This window comes from Maribacter algarum (ex Zhang et al. 2020) (genome assembly GCF_005885635.1).
Taxonomy (GTDB): domain Bacteria; phylum Bacteroidota; class Bacteroidia; order Flavobacteriales; family Flavobacteriaceae; genus Maribacter_C; species Maribacter_C algarum.
The window spans coordinates 236,069-252,176 of record NZ_VATY01000003.1 but is presented as its reverse complement, the minus strand read 5'-3'; the positions used below and the strand labels follow the sequence as shown (position 1 = coordinate 252,176).

At 37.9% G+C, this 16,108-nt stretch carries 18 protein-coding genes; 9 read left to right on the top strand and 9 right to left on the bottom strand.

Going from position 1 to position 16,108, the window contains the following annotated elements; genetic code table 11:
* Positions 1-4: 4 nt before the first annotated feature.
* A complete protein-coding gene (gene xerD, locus FEE95_RS14840) occupies positions 5-907 on the bottom strand; it encodes a site-specific tyrosine recombinase XerD (protein ID WP_138658789.1) in 903 nt (300 codons plus the stop codon).
* Positions 908-1,071: 164 nt separating this feature from the next.
* Between xerD and FEE95_RS14835 the strand changes: the two genes are divergently transcribed.
* The 6 genes from FEE95_RS14835 (at position 1,072) to FEE95_RS14810 (ending at position 5,303) form a co-directional block, all read left to right on the top strand.
* Entirely contained in the window at positions 1,072-1,653 is a 582-nt protein-coding gene (locus FEE95_RS14835) for a porin family protein (protein WP_138658788.1), read from the top strand.
* A 59-nt stretch (positions 1,654-1,712) separates the two neighbouring features.
* A complete protein-coding gene (locus FEE95_RS14830; RefSeq protein ID WP_138658787.1) occupies positions 1,713-2,300 on the top strand; it encodes a porin family protein in 588 nt (195 codons plus the stop codon).
* A gap of 195 nt (positions 2,301-2,495) precedes the next feature.
* Positions 2,496-3,023, top strand: a complete 528-nt coding sequence (locus tag FEE95_RS14825; RefSeq protein WP_138658786.1) for a hypothetical protein — start codon at positions 2,496-2,498, stop codon at positions 3,021-3,023.
* 82 nt (positions 3,024-3,105) lie between these two features.
* Positions 3,106-3,519 carry a type II 3-dehydroquinate dehydratase gene (gene aroQ, locus FEE95_RS14820; protein ID WP_138658785.1) on the top strand — a complete coding sequence of 138 codons (414 nt, stop codon included), beginning with the start codon at positions 3,106-3,108 and terminating at the stop codon, positions 3,517-3,519.
* Positions 3,520-3,591: 72 nt separating this feature from the next.
* Complete coding sequence (locus FEE95_RS14815) at positions 3,592-4,050, top strand: DUF1569 domain-containing protein (protein WP_138658784.1); 459 nt, start codon at positions 3,592-3,594, stop codon at positions 4,048-4,050.
* Positions 4,051-4,130: 80 nt separating this feature from the next.
* On the top strand, positions 4,131-5,303 hold the full coding sequence (locus tag FEE95_RS14810) for a PQQ-dependent sugar dehydrogenase (protein WP_138658783.1): 1,173 nt from the start codon (positions 4,131-4,133) through the stop codon (positions 5,301-5,303).
* On the opposite strand, the gene FEE95_RS14805 is transcribed toward FEE95_RS14810, so the two are convergent.
* The 8 genes from FEE95_RS14805 to FEE95_RS14770 form a co-directional block, all read right to left on the bottom strand.
* Entirely contained in the window at positions 5,300-5,554 is a 255-nt protein-coding gene (locus tag FEE95_RS14805) for a hypothetical protein (protein ID WP_171037054.1), read from the bottom strand. The two genes, FEE95_RS14810 and FEE95_RS14805, sit on opposite strands and share 4 nt — an antisense overlap.
* A 44-nt stretch (positions 5,555-5,598) precedes the next feature.
* The gene (locus tag FEE95_RS14800; RefSeq protein ID WP_138658781.1) at positions 5,599-6,288 is read right to left on the bottom strand and encodes a hypothetical protein; all 690 of its coding nucleotides are present in this window, start codon (positions 6,286-6,288) and stop codon (positions 5,599-5,601) included.
* 42 nt (positions 6,289-6,330) lie between these two features.
* Positions 6,331-6,630: a DUF3817 domain-containing protein gene (locus FEE95_RS14795; RefSeq protein ID WP_138658780.1), complete on the bottom strand. Its 300-nt coding sequence runs from the start codon at positions 6,628-6,630 to the stop codon at positions 6,331-6,333.
* Between the two features lie 10 nt (positions 6,631-6,640).
* Positions 6,641-7,195, bottom strand: a complete 555-nt coding sequence (locus tag FEE95_RS14790) for a PepSY-associated TM helix domain-containing protein (RefSeq protein ID WP_138658779.1) — start codon at positions 7,193-7,195, stop codon at positions 6,641-6,643.
* A gap of 1 nt (position 7,196) precedes the next feature.
* Positions 7,197-8,588 carry a dihydrolipoyl dehydrogenase gene (gene lpdA / locus FEE95_RS14785; protein WP_138658778.1) on the bottom strand — a complete coding sequence of 464 codons (1,392 nt, stop codon included), beginning with the start codon at positions 8,586-8,588 and terminating at the stop codon, positions 7,197-7,199.
* 155 nt (positions 8,589-8,743) lie between these two features.
* Complete coding sequence (locus tag FEE95_RS14780) at positions 8,744-9,274, bottom strand: DUF1572 family protein (RefSeq protein ID WP_138658777.1); 531 nt, start codon at positions 9,272-9,274, stop codon at positions 8,744-8,746.
* Positions 9,275-9,385: 111 nt separating this feature from the next.
* Positions 9,386-9,886: a peptide-methionine (R)-S-oxide reductase MsrB gene (msrB, locus tag FEE95_RS14775; RefSeq protein WP_138658776.1), complete on the bottom strand. Its 501-nt coding sequence runs from the start codon at positions 9,884-9,886 to the stop codon at positions 9,386-9,388.
* Between the two features lie 130 nt (positions 9,887-10,016).
* A complete protein-coding gene (locus tag FEE95_RS14770; RefSeq protein ID WP_138658775.1) occupies positions 10,017-10,586 on the bottom strand; it encodes a collagen-like protein in 570 nt (189 codons plus the stop codon).
* Positions 10,587-10,783: 197 nt separating this feature from the next.
* On the opposite strand from FEE95_RS14770, the gene glgB reads away from it, so the two are divergent.
* From glgB to FEE95_RS14755, 3 genes are all read left to right on the top strand, one after another.
* A complete protein-coding gene (gene glgB / locus FEE95_RS14765) occupies positions 10,784-12,682 on the top strand; it encodes a 1,4-alpha-glucan branching protein GlgB (protein WP_138658774.1) in 1,899 nt (632 codons plus the stop codon).
* Between the two features lie 103 nt (positions 12,683-12,785).
* On the top strand, positions 12,786-15,185 hold the full coding sequence (locus tag FEE95_RS14760; protein ID WP_138658773.1) for a glycoside hydrolase family 31 protein: 2,400 nt from the start codon (positions 12,786-12,788) through the stop codon (positions 15,183-15,185).
* A 37-nt stretch (positions 15,186-15,222) separates the two neighbouring features.
* Entirely contained in the window at positions 15,223-16,032 is an 810-nt protein-coding gene (locus FEE95_RS14755; protein ID WP_138658772.1) for a M48 family metallopeptidase, read from the top strand.
* Positions 16,033-16,108: the final 76 nt, after the last annotated feature.

Below are 16,108 nucleotides of genomic sequence, written 5' to 3'. Positions count from 1 at the left end.
CTTATTAATCTGTTTTTCGAGGATGGAATTTATTCATCACCTCTGCCAAATGTTTACGGTCAACATGCATATACACTTCGGTAGTAGTAATACTTTCATGGCCTAACATCTGTTGAATGGCACGGAGGTCAGCCCCATTTTCCAGTAAATGTGTAGCGAATGAATGGCGAAAAGTATGGGGACTGATATTCTTTCTCAATCCTATTTTATCAGCCAACTGTTTAATAATTGTGAACACCATTGCTCGTGTTAACTGTTTTCCCCTTCGGTTTAAAAAGAGAATGTCATCAAAGCCTTTTTGAACGGTTTGGTGTACCCTAATTTCCTTCTTGTAAATATTGATATACTTTTTATTTATATCGCTAATGGGAACAAACCTTTGTTTATCTCCTTTGCCAGTTACTTTAATAAAATCTTCTTCGAAATATAGGTCCGAAATCTGAAGATTAGTGAGTTCAGAAACTCTTAAACCACATCCGTAGAGCGTTTCAAGCATTGCTCGGTTGCGCTCTCCTTCAGGTTTTGAAAGATCAATGGCCTTAATAAGCTCATTTATTTCTTCCTCTGAAAGTGTATCAGGCAATTTACGTCCTATTTTAGGTGATTCGATTAAATCCATGGGATTATCCGTTCGATAATCCTCAAAAACCAAGTAATTAAAAAAACTTTTAAGTCCGGATATAATTCGTGCCTGAGATCTTGGATTCACAATTTTTGCAATCTCATAAATGAATTGTTGAATGGTTTGCTTTTGAATTTGAATGGGGGTTTCAGTAATTGAGTTACTTTCTAGAAAAAGAACCAACTTTTCTACATCCAATAAGTAATTTGAAATAGAATTGTCGGCCAACCCTCTTTCAATTTTGAGATAGTGTTGGTAATCTTTTTGAGCAAGTTTCCAATTCATGTTTTAAAGATACACAAACAGAAATTTTACATTCCAGAAAGGTTGATGTCATTTTTCTGTGAGAAGCCTTGGAATAAGGTTTTTTCGATGAAATACGTATTTGGTATACATCTTGCTGGTTAAAGTTTTTTATATTTGAATACTAACACTAGAACATTACTACAATGAAAAAAGTACTTTTTACAATTATCCTATCATTTCTTTTTATTTCGGGACTTCAAGCTCAAGACGATTTTAAGTTTGGAGTTACAGGTGGCCTGATTACTTCAAGAATAAATAATAAGGTTGCTCCTTTGGGTATTAACCTTGTAAATACCACATTAGCTAGTGGTACTGGTTTTTATGTAGGAGGTATTGCTTCCTTAGGATTTGGAGAAAAATTCGGTGTGCAACCTGAACTTGTATATGCCAAAGCAGGGGATTTGGAATATATTCAACTTCCTATTATGATTAAATATTATGTCATAGAGGGTTTATATGCTCAAGCGGGCCCACAATTCAGTCTTTCAACCAATGCGAACAAAGTGGGTAATCTTATTGAAGATTTATTTAATTCAAATGATATTATTGGAGTAAATAGCTTAGGAGTTGATATAGCATTTGGAGCAGGGTACGAAATTCTAGAAAACTTATCCGCGCAAGCAAGGTTTTCCGTTGAACTCACAAATCGTATTGATGGGGCTATTGGCTCAATTACCAAAGGAAAAGCAAATAATTTAACAATCGGAATTGCCTATTTTTTCTAGAACCTTAAGAACTGTCCTCCCCCAAATAAATCTTATTTTAACCTCAAAAAACGATTCTTATGAAAAAAGTCTTATGCAGTTTTATCTTTATGACGTTCATCATTGCTGGTGTGAATGCTCAAGTTATTCAAGGTACCAGTAATGCGAGCGGTGGAGGTTTAAGTGGAGATATGATGTTTGGTGCGAAAGCCGGATTTGGATTTTCAACTTTTTTAGGACGTGACTTTTTTGATATCACGCCAACACCAGGTTTTTATGTTGGTGGGCTAGCTGAGATTCCTGCATTTTTTGATGGTTTTTATTTGCAGCCTGAAGTTGTTATCCAACTACAAGGTGCAGACATAGGTGCGGAAAATCTAAATCTGGTTTATTTGCACATTCCTGTAATGGCTAAATATCATATTACAGATGAAATTGCCGTTGAATTTGGTCCGCAAGTTGGCTTCCTAGTAGCCGACAATTGGGATGAAGATATTTCCATTATCGATACGAAGAAAGTGAACATTGGTTTAAATATTGGGGGTGGATACCGCATGAATGAGAACTTTTACTTTAATTTAAGGATTAGCCCTGGACTCACACGGGTACTCGATGGAAATAATATCAAAAACTTTGCTTTTCAGGTAGGAGCCAATTACTTCTTTTGAAAATAGAATAGTATAAAATAACAGGGATAGCCGCTTTTTAGTGGCTATTTTTTTATTCAAAATTGAGCGGTTTTTGAAAGAAGACCTACAATATCTTGGTTTTTAATGACGGTTTACTCGCTTTGACAACAAAAATGAGGAAGAGTTTAGGAATGAAGTTAGATTTGTCTCAATCAAACCATAACCAAACCCAACATGAAAAAAGGTATTTTGACTTTAGTGCTAATTTTTGCTGCGTTTGCTGTTCAAGCACAGCGAAACGTAGATCGAACGAATTTTAGAGCAGGTGTAAATGGAGGCCTTGTAATAGGTGATTTTTCTGAGGCCTATAGTTTTGGCTTAGGTGTAGATGCATATCATCACTGGGGTGTTTCTAAATTATTAGATGTTGGAGTTACAGCTGGTTTTTTTAATGCTTTTGGCTCAAAAGAAAGTATATCGGTTAATGGACTGGTTGCCGAAACGGAATTTGCCAATGTACAATATATACCTGTAGGTGCTTCTTTACGTGTATACCCTGGTAAAAATGTAGGTTTTAAATTCGGAGCAGATATTGGCTATGCAGTAGGTATCAATGAAGGAAATGATGGTGCTTTATATTATAGACCTTCTATCGGTATTGATCTAAGAGGTGGAATTTCTGAATTGAATATCTCGTATTTCGCTGTAAACGATGATGTTACTTTTTCTTCCGTTCTTTTAGGGTATTTATTTCTTTTTTAGACGGTTAGCATATTTTCAAGACTTTTAGGACTAGTGGTGTTTTCCACTTTTCAGGGGACAATATTATTAGTACTTTTAAGCCATGAAAATACTAATACTCAACGGCCCCAATTTAAATCTTTTAGGGAAAAGAGAACCCGAAGTTTATGGTGATCAAACCTTTGAAGATTATTTCGAAGCCTTACAATCTAAGTTTGAAGGTATAGATTTAGAGTACTACCAGTCTAATATCGAGGGGGAAATCATTAGTAAAATTCAGGAAGTTGGCTTTTCATACGATGGTATTGTTTTGAATGCAGCTTCATATACCCATACTTCTGTGGGAATAGGTGATGCTGTAAAAGCCATCGAGACCCCAGTTGTAGAGGTCCATATTTCTAATACCCACAAGCGCGAGGATTTCCGTCATGTTTCCTATATTTCTTCGGGTGCAAAGGGAGTAATTCTGGGTTTCGGACTTCAGAGTTATGATTTGGCTATTGAAAGCTTACGCTAACCAGCCTCCAAATTGATTTGCCATTTTACAAGGGATATCTTTATCTTTAATGGAATCAAAGAATCAAACATCATGAGTTGGAAAAACCTTTTTAACGAACAAGAATCGCAAGCAGCAGTTTCTAGAATTAATTCATTAACACCAGAAACCCAGCCGCAATGGGGTAAGATGAATGTTGCTCAAATGCTAGCGCATTGTAATGTAGCCTATGAACTTGTTTACACTGATAAGCATCCCAAACCAGGAGGCTTTCAAAAATTCATGATTAAACTTTTTGCTAAAAATGTTGTGGTAGGACCGAAGCCTTACAAGAAAAATACACGTACAGCGCCCATGTTCTTGATTACGGATGAGCGAGAATTCGAAACAGAAAAGAAAAGGCTAGTAGAACATATTCAAAAAACCCAACAATTGGGAGCTTCACATTTTGAAGGCAAAGAATCCCATGCTTTTGGTGCGCTATCAGAAAATGAATGGAATACGCTGTTTTCAAAACATTTGGATCATCACCTGACCCAGTTTGGCGTATAAAGATTACCCATAAAAACGAGGGTTTTGCTTAAGGATATCTCAGGTTATCCGATTCTGCGTATATACATAAACCCCGCGCTATGAAGAGAGTACTTAATATTGGTTTTGTTATCTTAATTTTTCTTTTTACGGATTGTAAGAACTCAGATGATAGTCAACCCATTGATCCAATACCTGAGGAAGGTCTTACATTGCAGAATGCTTTTCCAAATTTAAGTTTTTCAAAACCACTTGATTTACAAAGCCCTGATGATGATACCGATAGAATTTTTGTTGTAGAGCAAGGCGGAGTTATTCGAGTTTTTGCCAATGATGCGGTTACTTCTCAAAGTAACATTTTTTTAGATATTGCCAGTAACCTTGTAAGTCGGGATGAACTTGGGCTATTGGGATTAGCTTTTCACCCAAATTATAGCACAAACGGACTTTTCTATGTCACTTATACACCATCAGCAGATTTGGCCGTTGTTTCAAGTTTTCGGGTCTCAAGTTCAAATTCAAATATAGCTGACCCGACAAGTGAAACTATTTTACTGCGTATTCCTCAACCTTTTGCGAATCATAATGGAGGGCAATTAGCTTTTGGGCCAGACGGCTATCTGTATATTGCTTCTGGTGATGGAGGTTCTGGAGGTGACCCCCAAGGCAACGCTCAAAATTTAACTAATCTTCTCGGGAAGATATTGCGTATAGATGTGGATAGAACCGAGAACGGTTTGGAATATGCCATTCCATCGGATAATCCTTTTGTAACGAGCAGGTCTGCTCAACATGAGATATATGCCTACGGACTAAGAAACCCATGGCGTTTTAGTTTTGACGTACAAACTGATCTATTGTGGGCAGGTGATGTTGGGCAAAATAGAATTGAAGAGATTGATATTATTGAAAATGGAGGCAACTACGGCTGGAATACTCTGGAGGGTACGCAATGTTTTGATTCCCCAACTTGTGATTCAGGTGGTTTTATTGCCCCAATTTTTGAGTATGATCAAAGTGACAACGACAGATCGATTACAGGTGGTTATGTCTATCGTGGGCAATCTACACCTTCCCTTCAAGGACGCTATATTTATGGAGACTTTATCTCTGGAAGAATCTGGGGCTTAAGCACAAATTTAGAAACAAACATCACAAACAACCAGTTATTAGCTGAATCTAGGTTGCCGATTTCTTCATTTGGGACGGACACCAATAACGAGCTGTATATATGCGCTTATGATGGAAATATCTACAAGTTCGTCGAAAATTAGGATTTGTGGGATCCGTTTTTCAGTTTTCTTAGTTCCTGGGTCTTTTTGAAACCGCCACCAAAAACGATGGCGCCAATTAATGCGAAAATACCTGCCACAGTGAGTTTCCCACCTATGTCGTATAAAAACCACAAAAGGGAATTCAAACGCATTTCTTCGTTCGAATTTTCCCAAGCAGCCAAATCGAAGTATAGATAAATTCCGAAGACAATAAGACCTATTCCCATTAAAGCACCCCAAATTAAGGGCATATTTGGATTTTTGGAGGATTTTCCCGTATACATGTTTTCCATACTTATTCCTTCTTTTGAATATCTGTAATATATCCTGAAAATTTCATATCCGTATAATCAAAGCCCATGACACTTCGTTCTTTAAAGCGTGGTAGAGAAGCTTTGATAGTTTCCCCGGTAAAATTTTTATCTTCTAAATCAAAATCAAATCCATCTTCATTGCTAAAATCAGCATGCTGTTTTAGAAAAATTGTGTCTGAGTCAATGCCAATAATTTGATACCAAGTGTTTCCATAACTTTTGGTGGAATTCTTTTCTAAAAAGGTTTGCATTACCATCACTTTATCACCGACAGCTGAATTTTCTATTGATGCGCTTTGATTCATGTAGGTATTATGCTCCCACATAGAATACCCAATGCCGCCTAGAATTAGTAGTGTCGGAACAATTAGAATGAAATAAAACCACTTGTTGAATTTAAGTCCGGTCGAATGAAGCTTCAATTTTGATTTTTCAGTATTGAAATAATTCTCGATTTCATTTGTCCAAAGAACGGGTGAGATTTCAGTTTCAGTGTTGCGACATACTAAAACCCCGGTTACCTTTTTAGATACCTTTTTAGAGAATGGGGTTTCTATTCTCTTTTGATAAAAATGAAGTTCTAGACAATTTTGACTTCCACAATCAGGACATTTACTTGATATTTCTTTTTGCCCAATCGGGTCGTAGAAATCAGTTACTTGGTAATACATAATTTGATATTTGGTCTTCTATAGTGCAAATATCAACCAAATCTAAGTACTAGCGTTCCCTGATTTCAGGGGTTTTAGATATTTTTCGTCCACATAAAATGTAGCGAAGGGAAGGAGGGAAGCAATTACCAATATAAAACCTCTCTTCAATGACCATTTTTTCTGGAACCAAAAAATAGCGGCAATCAAGATGTAGGCGATAAATAGGACGCCATGTGCATAACCAGCATATTTATTTGGCATTGGAATGTCTGCCAAATATTTCAAAGGCATGGTTACGGCAAATAAAGACAAATACGATATGCCTTCCAAGATTGATGTGATTCTAAAAAGGTTGAGCATTTCTGATGTTTTAGCTAAATAAGATGAGTATTATGATAGGAAAGACTAATCCAGCAAGGGCTAGTTTCCAACCTCTTCTTTTAAATGTGTTTTTTCCTTTGGTGATAATGAACATTCCGGTAAAAGCAATAATCAACATACCAATTCCAAAGATATCAGAATACCAAATCCAGAATTTATTGGTGGTCTTATGCAAAAACATGGTTTGTCCTAATACAGGTGTTTTACGCTTGTATTCCACAACGCCCTTTCCTGTAGTGATATCAGCATCTAAAACAATATTATCTTTATAGAAAACACGAAGTTCGTTGTCTCGAATACGGTGACTGTCATATTCGGCATCTAATTCCCACTTTTCAGAAATACCTTTGATAAATTTTTCCGAATCAATCGCATTCTTATCCGAAGGAAGTTCTAATTGAACATCTTTGGTCTCATAAGCATAATCCATCGGATACCAATCGGCACGGTGGTTCAGAATAATTCCTGAAAAAGAAAAAGCAATTATTAGCCCGATATAAAAATAGGCTACATCTCTATGGACATTTCTATTTTCCCACTTCATATTACAAGTGAATTACTTCGTCGTAAGCGTCCGCTACGGCTTCCATGACCGCTTCACTCATCGTTGGGTGAGGGTGAACGGCTTTTAGGACTTCATGGCCCGTAGTTTCCAATTTACGCCCTAAAACAGCTTCTGCAATCATATCGGTAACGCCTGCCCCAATCATATGGCATCCTAACCATTCGCCATATTTGGCATCGAAAATCACTTTTACAAATCCGTCAGACGCACCGGAAGCCTTTGCTTTTCCACTGGCGGAAAAAGGAAATTTACCAACTTTAATATCGTGTCCAGCTTCTTTGGCCTGTGCTTCAGTTAAACCAACAGAAGCGATTTCGGGAGAACAATAGGTGCATCCAGGAATATTGCCATAGTCCAAAGCTTCAACATGCATTCCTGCGATTTTCTCAACACAAAGAATTCCCTCTGCTGAGGCAACATGTGCTAAAGCCTGCCCGGGAGTAACATCACCAATAGCATAGTAACCAGGAATATTGGTTTGATAAAAATCATTTACCAAAATCTTATCTCTATCGGTAGCAATACCTACATCCTCTAAGCCAATATTCTCAATGTTGGTTTTAATACCAACCGCGGAAAGTACAATGTCAGCTTCAAGTATTTCTTCACCTTTGGACGTTTTTACAGTTGCCTTAACACCATCCCCAGAAGTATCCACCCCCGTTACTTCCGCAGAAGTCATTATTTTAATTCCAGATTTTTTAAAACTACGTTCCAATTGTTTCGAAACATCTTCATCTTCAACAGGAACAATTCTAGGTAGATATTCAACTACGGTCACTTCAGTTCCCATAGAGTTATAGAAATAGGCAAATTCAATTCCGATAGCACCACTACCAACAACAATCATCTTTTTGGGTTGTTTGTCCAAAGTCATTGCTTCACGATAGCCGATAATCTTTTTACCGTCTTGTGGTAAACTTGGTAGCTCGCGACTTCGCGCACCAGTGGCGATGATAATGTGACTTGCAGAATATTCGGTTTCTTTCCCGTCTTCACCCTTAACCGAAATCTTTTTTCCTGCTTTTACTTTTCCGAAGCCATTGATAACTTCGATTTTGTTCTTTTTCATTAAGAATTGAACACCTTTGCTCATTCCGTCAGCAACACCACGGCTTCTTTTGACAACAGCATCGAAATCTTTATCAACGCCATCAGCTTTTAGTCCATAGTCGCCAGCATGTTGCAGATATTCAAATACTTGAGCAGATTTTAATAAAGCTTTGGTTGGAATACATCCCCAATTGAGGCAAACCCCTCCGAGGCTTTCTTTTTCTATAATTGCGGTCTTCAAACCCAGTTGAGAAGCTCTAATAGCGGTTACATACCCTCCAGGACCACTACCTAAAACAATAACATCAAAATTGCTCATAAACTTAATTTTTAGTGTTCAACCCGAAAGCTATCGGGAGCGAGTGCAAAAGTACGCATTTCAGGTAGCAAAAAGCAAGTAACAAAATCCAAAATAATGTTATAAAAAATGAAGAGAAAAATACGAAGTGCGAAATACGAAGTGCGAGGGATGAACTATGATTTTCTAAATCTTTGACGATTAAAATCATCAGATTTTCCTTTGGCAATAGATAGAGAAACCCATTCACTTTTTTTAATCATTCTTCCTATAAATATAATTTGCCCAACATGATTGGCATAATGGGCTAGTTGTCGATTAACTGCTTCAAAAACTGTATGTTCCTCATTTCTAATTTTGATTTTTGAATCAAAGTTATCGGAATTGATTGAGGCTATCGCCTCAAAAAGACAGTTCCATCCTTTTTCCCAAGCTTCTATCATCTCAGCTTTTGAAGCGTATGCATCCTTGAATTCGGTTTCTCTATTTCTCCATGATTTTTCACCGTCCTCTGTTAAGAAATTTGTCCAACGACTCAGCATATTTCCTACCATGTGTTTGACGATAATGGAAATGCTATTATCTATTTCAGAAAATGTCCAATGGATATTTTTTTCTTCAAGTTGCGCAAAGGTTTTGTCCCCTAGCGTTTTATATCGTTTGAATTCAAATACCGCACTCTCAATGTAGTTTTCTTGATAATTCATATACTTCGAAGATAACAAATCGTCAAAAGAAAAAATTCCAAACTCTAGACTTTGATAAGCTAGGATTTGGAATCTTGAACCCGATTTAGGTTTCGGGAATATGTATTGAAATTATTTCTCTGCCGGGATGAATTTTAGTGCAACTCCGTTAATGCAATGTCTTTCTCCAGTTGGCTCTGGCCCATCTTCGAAAACATGGCCCAAATGTCCGCCACAGGTAGCGCAATGCTCTTCGGTACGTTTATAGCCGATTTTATAATCCACATCATAAGCAACGTTACCTTCAATTTCTTGGTAAAAACTTGGCCATCCTGTACCTGATTTAAATTTGGTTTTACTTTCAAAAAGCGGTGTATCACATCCTTGACAAACATATACCCCTTCTTCCTTATTTTCCAGTAGTTCACTCGTAAAAGGATTCTCCGTAGCCGCTTTGCGTAAGACATAATATTGATCTGGGGTTAATTGATTTTGCCACTCAGCTTCCGTTTTAGTAACAGCAAAGACTTTTTCTTTTGCATCGGATTTGGCAAGTACTTCTTTCTTTTCCTGGGAGTTTCCCTTGCAGCTTGCAAAAAGCAGCACAAGAATAATGGCGATATTTTTTTGCATGAGTTAATAATTTTATAGTTCAGACGTAGTATGTAGTTATTCCTTTCTTAAGGAAGTCATAAAATTAAAGAATCCTGTTATCATTGAGAAAACAGGATTCTTAAGTTTTTTAAAAGACAATTATGTTCGACTATAACTTTACTTTTGAAACGTCTTTTTCTGACACACCTATATGAGCCATCACAGCTTCGATATCCGTATGGTCAAGGCTTGATTTGCCAGACTTTTCTCCTGGTACCACAGCTATGCGAAACACTTGTTGCTCAGTATCGCCAGGTAGTAGAAGACCTAAATCAAAATCTGCCTCTAAGAATATGCTTACATCTAAAAAGGTATGGTCAAAGTTATATTGCAAAAGACCTTGGTCAACAATTAAAGTCTGCGGTAGTAAACGCCAAATGTCTATGGCTTCACCGTTGCTATCTTCAGTTTGGTCAAAAAGAATATAAACTAAGACTAAATCTGTTTCAAAAACCTCAATGGTATCTGGAAACTCATATAAAATTCTGTAATCTCCTTCGGGTGTGAAATCCCCCTCTATATCGATTACGTTGGCTAGAATATTCACACCATCTTGGCCATCTAACCCGTCTCTTCCATCAAGCCCATCCAATCCATCACGTCCATCAAGGCCGTTTACTTCACAGGAAACCATAAAAAGTGTCAGAAATGCGCCGAGTATTAGCGTTGCTTTTTTCATAATAATAGTATTTAGTTTATACGAATTTTTCAAAGTTGTAATTTATATTTCAAAAAGCGTTCCACTTTTTTCAGTTTATCAAAAATTCAGCCTTATATTGGTAATTTAGCAAGAGGAATCAAGAAAAAGATATCTGCCGATTCTTACGGTATTCAATCCTACAAAGTTGATTACTTTTGCAACAAATACAGCACTTTATGTCAAAGGTCATCGCTCACAGTCTTTTTTCTGATTTTGATATTAACTTATTCAAATCGGGAAAGCATTATAAATTATACGAGAAGCTCGGTTCTCATCCAACGGAAGTTGATGGCGTAAAAGGAACATATTTTTCTGTTTGGGCGCCAACCGCAAATTCAGTTTCGGTAGTTGGGGAGTTCAATGCATGGCAAGACGGAGAACATGGACTAAATGTGCGTTGGGATGAAAGCGGAATATGGGAAGGGTTTATCCCTAGTATCGGTCATGGTGAAATTTACAAATACAAGATTCATTCAAATAATCATGGAATCGTCACTGAAAAAGCAGACCCATTTGCGCGCTACTGTGAGCACCCACCCAATACGGCTTCGGTTATTTGGGATGCTAAATATACTTGGAGGGACAAGAAATGGATGGGGTATCGCGCCGAAAAAAACGGACTCGATAGACCCTATTCGGTCTACGAAGTGCATTTAGGCTCTTGGAAAAAGAAGAATGGAAATGAATTCTTGAGTTATGAAGAATTGGCTAAGGATTTAGTGGACTATGTAAAAGAAATGGGTTTCACCCATGTGGAGTTCATGCCAATAATGGAATATCCGTATGACCCTTCTTGGGGATATCAGCTTACGGGATATTTTGCCCCGACTTCACGTTTTGGTGAACCCGAAGGTTTTAAACTATTGGTAGATAAATTACATCAGAATGATATTGGGGTTATTTTGGATTGGGTGCCTTCTCATTTCCCAGAAGATGCGCACGGATTAGGGTTCTTCGATGGCTCTCATTTATACGAACATCCCGATAGAAGAAAAGGATACCACCCTGATTGGAAAAGTTTGATTTTTAATTATGGTCGCAATGAAGTTCGAGCATTTTTGATAAGCAATGCGCTTTTTTGGCTCGACCAGTTTCATGTTGATGCACTTCGTGTCGACGCTGTGGCTTCAATGATTTATTTGGACTATTCTCGTGAAGAAGGGGAGTGGGAACCTAATATGTACGGCAATAATGAAAATTTGGAAGCGCTTTCATTTATTCGGGAATTGAATCAAGCTGTTTACGAAAATTTCGAAGGTGTTCAGACAATTGCTGAAGAATCAACCGCATTTACAGGGGTTTCAAAACCTGTCAGTTTAGGTGGACTAGGTTTTGGAATGAAGTGGATGATGGGCTGGATGCACGATACTTTAGAGTATTTCAAAAAAGACCCCATCAATAGAAAGTATCACCAAAATGATTTGACTTTCAGCATGACCTACGCCTTTACGGAGAATTTTATGCTTCCGTTCTCGCACGATGAGGTGGTATATGGCAAACAATCACTGGTATATCGCATGCCAGGTGATGAATGGCAGAAATTTGCAAATTTGCGCTTGCTTTTTGGATATATGTTCACACATCCGGGAACCAATTTGATATTCCAAGGAGGTGAATTTGGGCAGACTTCTGAATGGAACTTCCAACAAAGTTTAGATTGGCATTTGTTGGATTATGAGGTGCACTCAGGTGTTCAACAATTGGTAAAAGATTTAAATGTGTTCTACAAATCATATCCAGCCTTATATGAAAAACAATTTAGTCCGGAAGGCTTTCAATGGATTGATTATGGTGATCATGAGAATTCTGTTTTGACTTATATCCGTAAGGGGCATGATGACAAAAACGATATTTACATTGCTCTTAATCTTACACCAGTTCCAAGGGAAAACTATCGTATAGGAATTCCGAAGAAATCAGGACAAGTAAAAGAGCTTTTCAATAGTGATGCTAAAAAATATGGCGGCTCGGGTATGGACACGAAGATTTCGAAATTGAGCTCCAAAGAATGGCATGGACATAATAAATCCGTTGAAATGACCATTCCGCCTTTAAGTATTGTTATTTTTAAATAGAAAATTTGAGGATATCGTTATAGTTGAAAATTTCAGCTGTAATTATTTCAAGTTTAGGTAGTAATGTATTTTTTTTGCTTCCTTAATATACAATCAACCTACTATGATTACGAATACCGAATTAGAATATAAAGGGAATTTATACCCCAACCAGATAGTCGACTTTCTTCAAGATGTCGATAAATTGTATTTCACTTCTGAAAACGGAGTGGTACTTCAAATTACCGTATTACGTAATAGTATGTTACGTTTTCGCTATGCCACCAGCTATAATTTCGAGCCTGATTTTTCATATGCTATCAGCAAAGTTGGGCGCAGAGGTTATGATAAGTTGGATATTTCTGAAACCAAAACAGAATATCTCATTGAAACTATACGGATGAAGGTTTTAGTTGATAAGAAAACCATGCGTGTACAAATTTCCGACCCTGAAGGAAATATTATCAATGAAGACGAAATCGGTTTTCATTGGGAAGAGAACTATGAGTATGGGGGCAATACCGTTAAAATGAGCAAGATAGCCCAAACAGGTGAAAGCTTTTATGGGCTCGGCGATAAGGCAACACATTCCAATCTGAAAGGAAAACGCTTAGAGAATTGGGTTACTGATTCGTATGCTTACGGAAAAGACAGAGATCCTTTATATAAGGCGATACCCTTTTATGTCGGCCTCACAAACGGCAAGGCATACGGTATTTTCTTCGATAACTCTTTTAAAACGCACTTTGATTTCGCACATGAACGTCGGACAACAGCCAGTTTTTGGGCTGACGGTGGCGAAATGAATTACTACTTCATCTACGGGCCCGACATGTCAAAAGTGGTACGTTTGTATACCGATTTAACAGGAAAACCAGAGCTTCCACCACTATGGGCTTTAGGCTATCAACAGTCTAAATGGAGTTATTTTCCTGAAAGTAACGTCAAGGAAATTACCAAGAAGTTTCGAGATTTGAAGATTCCATGTGATGCCATTTATTTGGATATTGATTACATGGATGGCTTTCGCTGTTTTACATGGGATAAAACACGTTTCCCAGACCCAAAGAGAATGATTGGCGAGCTCGAAGAAGATGGTTTTAAAACCGTTGTTATGATCGATCCAGGAATAAAGATTGATCGTGACTATTGGGTATATCAAGAAGCTATGGAAAACGATTATTTCTGCAAGCGTGGTGATGGACCCTATATGCATGGCAAAGTTTGGCCAGGAGAATGTCATTTTCCTGATTTTACAAATCCTGAAGTTCGCAAATGGTGGGCAGAATTGTACAAAGAATTTATGGCGGAAATGGGAGTCCATGCGGTTTGGAACGATATGAACGAACCCGCCGTAATGGAAGTGCCCTCAAAAACAGCACCTTTGGATACAAGGCACAACAATGATGGTAACCCGAGTACACATAGAAAATCGCATAATGTGTATGGAATGCAAATGGTGCGGGCCACGTATAATGGAGTGAAAAAACATTCGTACCCGAAAAGACCTTTTGTTATTACGAGAGCAGCATACGCAGGAACACAAAGGTACGCTTGTACATGGACGGGAGATAACGTAGCGACCTGGGAACATTTATGGCTGGCCAATGTACAAATGCAGCGTATGTGCATGAGTGGCTATTCTTTTGTCGGTTCTGACATTGGGGGCTTTGCAGAACAACCAAATGGAGAGCTTTTTGCCCGTTGGATTCAGTTGGGCATTTTTCATCCGTTTTGTAGAGTACATTCAAGCGGTGATCACGGTGATCAAGAACCATGGTCTTTTGACGAGGAGATAACCAATATTGTTCGAAAGTTTGTCGAATTACGTTATGAGCTGCTTCCATATTTATATACCATGTTCTACGACTATTCTAAAAACGGAATAGCTATGTTGAAGTCTTTGGTCATGTTCGACCAAGAAGACCCACAAACTCATTTTAGAACAGATGAATTTATTTTTGGTGACCAGATTTTGGTTTGTCCGGTCCAAGAACCAAATGCCCAAGGTAGAAGAATGTACATTCCCAGAGGAAAATGGTATAATTTCTGGACAGAGGAAGTTGTAGATGGTGGTAAGGAGAAATGGGTTGCCGCAGATCTTGATAAAATTCCGCTTTTTATAAAGGAAGGAGCAATAATTCCTAAATATCCTGTACAGCAGTATGTGGGTGAAAAAATAATTGACACCTTAATTCTAGATGTATATTACAAAGAGGGCGTGGAAAATTCTATGGTTTACGAGGATGGGCAAGACGGCTACGATTATACTAAAGGCAGGTATAGTCACCGAAAGCTAAAGCTGCAGGGTAAGCCAAATAGCTTGAGCATTCAACAACACAAAGATGGTACTTTCATAACATCTTATAACACCTTAGAGTTCAGATTTCATGGCCTTCCTTTCGAAATTGATGGCATAGAAATTGATAATGAAGAAGTAAGCTTAAAGGATATTAATCAAAACGGAAATCATTCTATCGAAGTCAACAAAAACTTTACTTCTCTTCGTATTATAGGAAAATAATTTTTTTGTACTTTACGAGGACTAAACACAAATCACAATGAAAAAGTTATTTTTAACGCTGGCTATATTTATTGGCGTTACAGCGTGTAAGACTAACCCTTTTACAGGTCAAAAAGTCTTGAATTTTTATGGAAACAAGCAAATTTTCCCCATGGCTTTTGCACAATACGATCAGTTTTTGACTGAAAATAATGTAGTGGAAAACACAACGGAAGCAAAAATGATTACTCGAGTAGGGCAACGTATATCTTCTGCGGCTGAACGATGGTTAACAGCGAATGGATATCCTGGTTATTTAAAAGACTATAAGTGGGAATATAACTTAGTAAAAGATGAAACGGTAAATGCTTGGTGCATGCCAGGTGGCAAGATTGTTTTTTACACAGGTATATTACCAATTACGCAGCAAGAAACAGGTGTGGCAGTAGTTATGGGGCATGAAGTTGCTCACGCACTTGCTGATCATGGAGCGCAGCGAATGAGTGCGGGTACTCTGCAGCAATTAGGCGCTGTTGCAGGCAATATCGCGATTCAAGACCCTCAAAAAAGAAATATGTTCAATCAAGCTTATGGCCTAGGTTCGACCTTGGGTATCATGCTTCCTTTTAGCCGAAGCCATGAAACAGAAGCGGATCGTATTGGTCTTCAGATTATGGCCATTGCTGGGTATAATCCAGATGAAGGAGCTGAACTATGGAAACGAATGAAAGCTAAAAGTGGAGGACAAGCACCACCCGAATTTATGAGTACACACCCATCAAATGATACCCGTATTGCCAATTTGGCGAATTGGGCACCTGCGGCCAAAAAAGAGGCTGCCAAATTTGGCGTTACTTCTTTTCAATAGAAACCTATTCGTAATAATCGTATATTTAAAACCGTCTGTCATCCGGCTGACGGTTTTTTTATGACCAAACCAAATT

Excerpts from the sequence above, each read along its gene's own strand:
- FEE95_RS14755 (WP_138658772.1), top strand. The coding sequence starts at position 15,223 with ATGAAAAAGTTATTTTTAACGCTGGCTATATTTATTGGCGTTACAGCG.
- FEE95_RS14825 (WP_138658786.1), top strand. The coding sequence starts at position 2,496 with ATGAAAAAAGGTATTTTGACTTTAGTGCTAATTTTTGCTGCGTTTGCT.
- aroQ (WP_138658785.1), top strand. The coding sequence starts at position 3,106 with ATGAAAATACTAATACTCAACGGCCCCAATTTAAATCTTTTAGGGAAA.
- glgB (WP_138658774.1), top strand. The coding sequence starts at position 10,784 with ATGTCAAAGGTCATCGCTCACAGTCTTTTTTCTGATTTTGATATTAAC.
- FEE95_RS14790 (WP_138658779.1), bottom strand. The coding sequence starts at position 7,195 with ATGAAGTGGGAAAATAGAAATGTCCATAGAGATGTAGCCTATTTTTAT.
- FEE95_RS14760 (WP_138658773.1), top strand. The coding sequence starts at position 12,786 with ATGATTACGAATACCGAATTAGAATATAAAGGGAATTTATACCCCAAC.
- FEE95_RS14810 (WP_138658783.1), top strand. The coding sequence starts at position 4,131 with ATGAAGAGAGTACTTAATATTGGTTTTGTTATCTTAATTTTTCTTTTT.
- FEE95_RS14805 (WP_171037054.1), bottom strand. The coding sequence starts at position 5,554 with ATGCCCTTAATTTGGGGTGCTTTAATGGGAATAGGTCTTATTGTCTTC.
- FEE95_RS14830 (WP_138658787.1), top strand. The coding sequence starts at position 1,713 with ATGAAAAAAGTCTTATGCAGTTTTATCTTTATGACGTTCATCATTGCT.
- msrB (WP_138658776.1), bottom strand. The coding sequence starts at position 9,886 with ATGCAAAAAAATATCGCCATTATTCTTGTGCTGCTTTTTGCAAGCTGC.
- FEE95_RS14800 (WP_138658781.1), bottom strand. The coding sequence starts at position 6,288 with ATGTATTACCAAGTAACTGATTTCTACGACCCGATTGGGCAAAAAGAA.
- FEE95_RS14770 (WP_138658775.1), bottom strand. The coding sequence starts at position 10,586 with ATGAAAAAAGCAACGCTAATACTCGGCGCATTTCTGACACTTTTTATG.
- xerD (WP_138658789.1), bottom strand. The coding sequence starts at position 907 with ATGAATTGGAAACTTGCTCAAAAAGATTACCAACACTATCTCAAAATT.
- FEE95_RS14795 (WP_138658780.1), bottom strand. The coding sequence starts at position 6,630 with ATGCTCAACCTTTTTAGAATCACATCAATCTTGGAAGGCATATCGTAT.
- FEE95_RS14780 (WP_138658777.1), bottom strand. The coding sequence starts at position 9,274 with ATGAATTATCAAGAAAACTACATTGAGAGTGCGGTATTTGAATTCAAA.
- lpdA (WP_138658778.1), bottom strand. The coding sequence starts at position 8,588 with ATGAGCAATTTTGATGTTATTGTTTTAGGTAGTGGTCCTGGAGGGTAT.
- FEE95_RS14815 (WP_138658784.1), top strand. The coding sequence starts at position 3,592 with ATGAGTTGGAAAAACCTTTTTAACGAACAAGAATCGCAAGCAGCAGTT.
- FEE95_RS14835 (WP_138658788.1), top strand. The coding sequence starts at position 1,072 with ATGAAAAAAGTACTTTTTACAATTATCCTATCATTTCTTTTTATTTCG.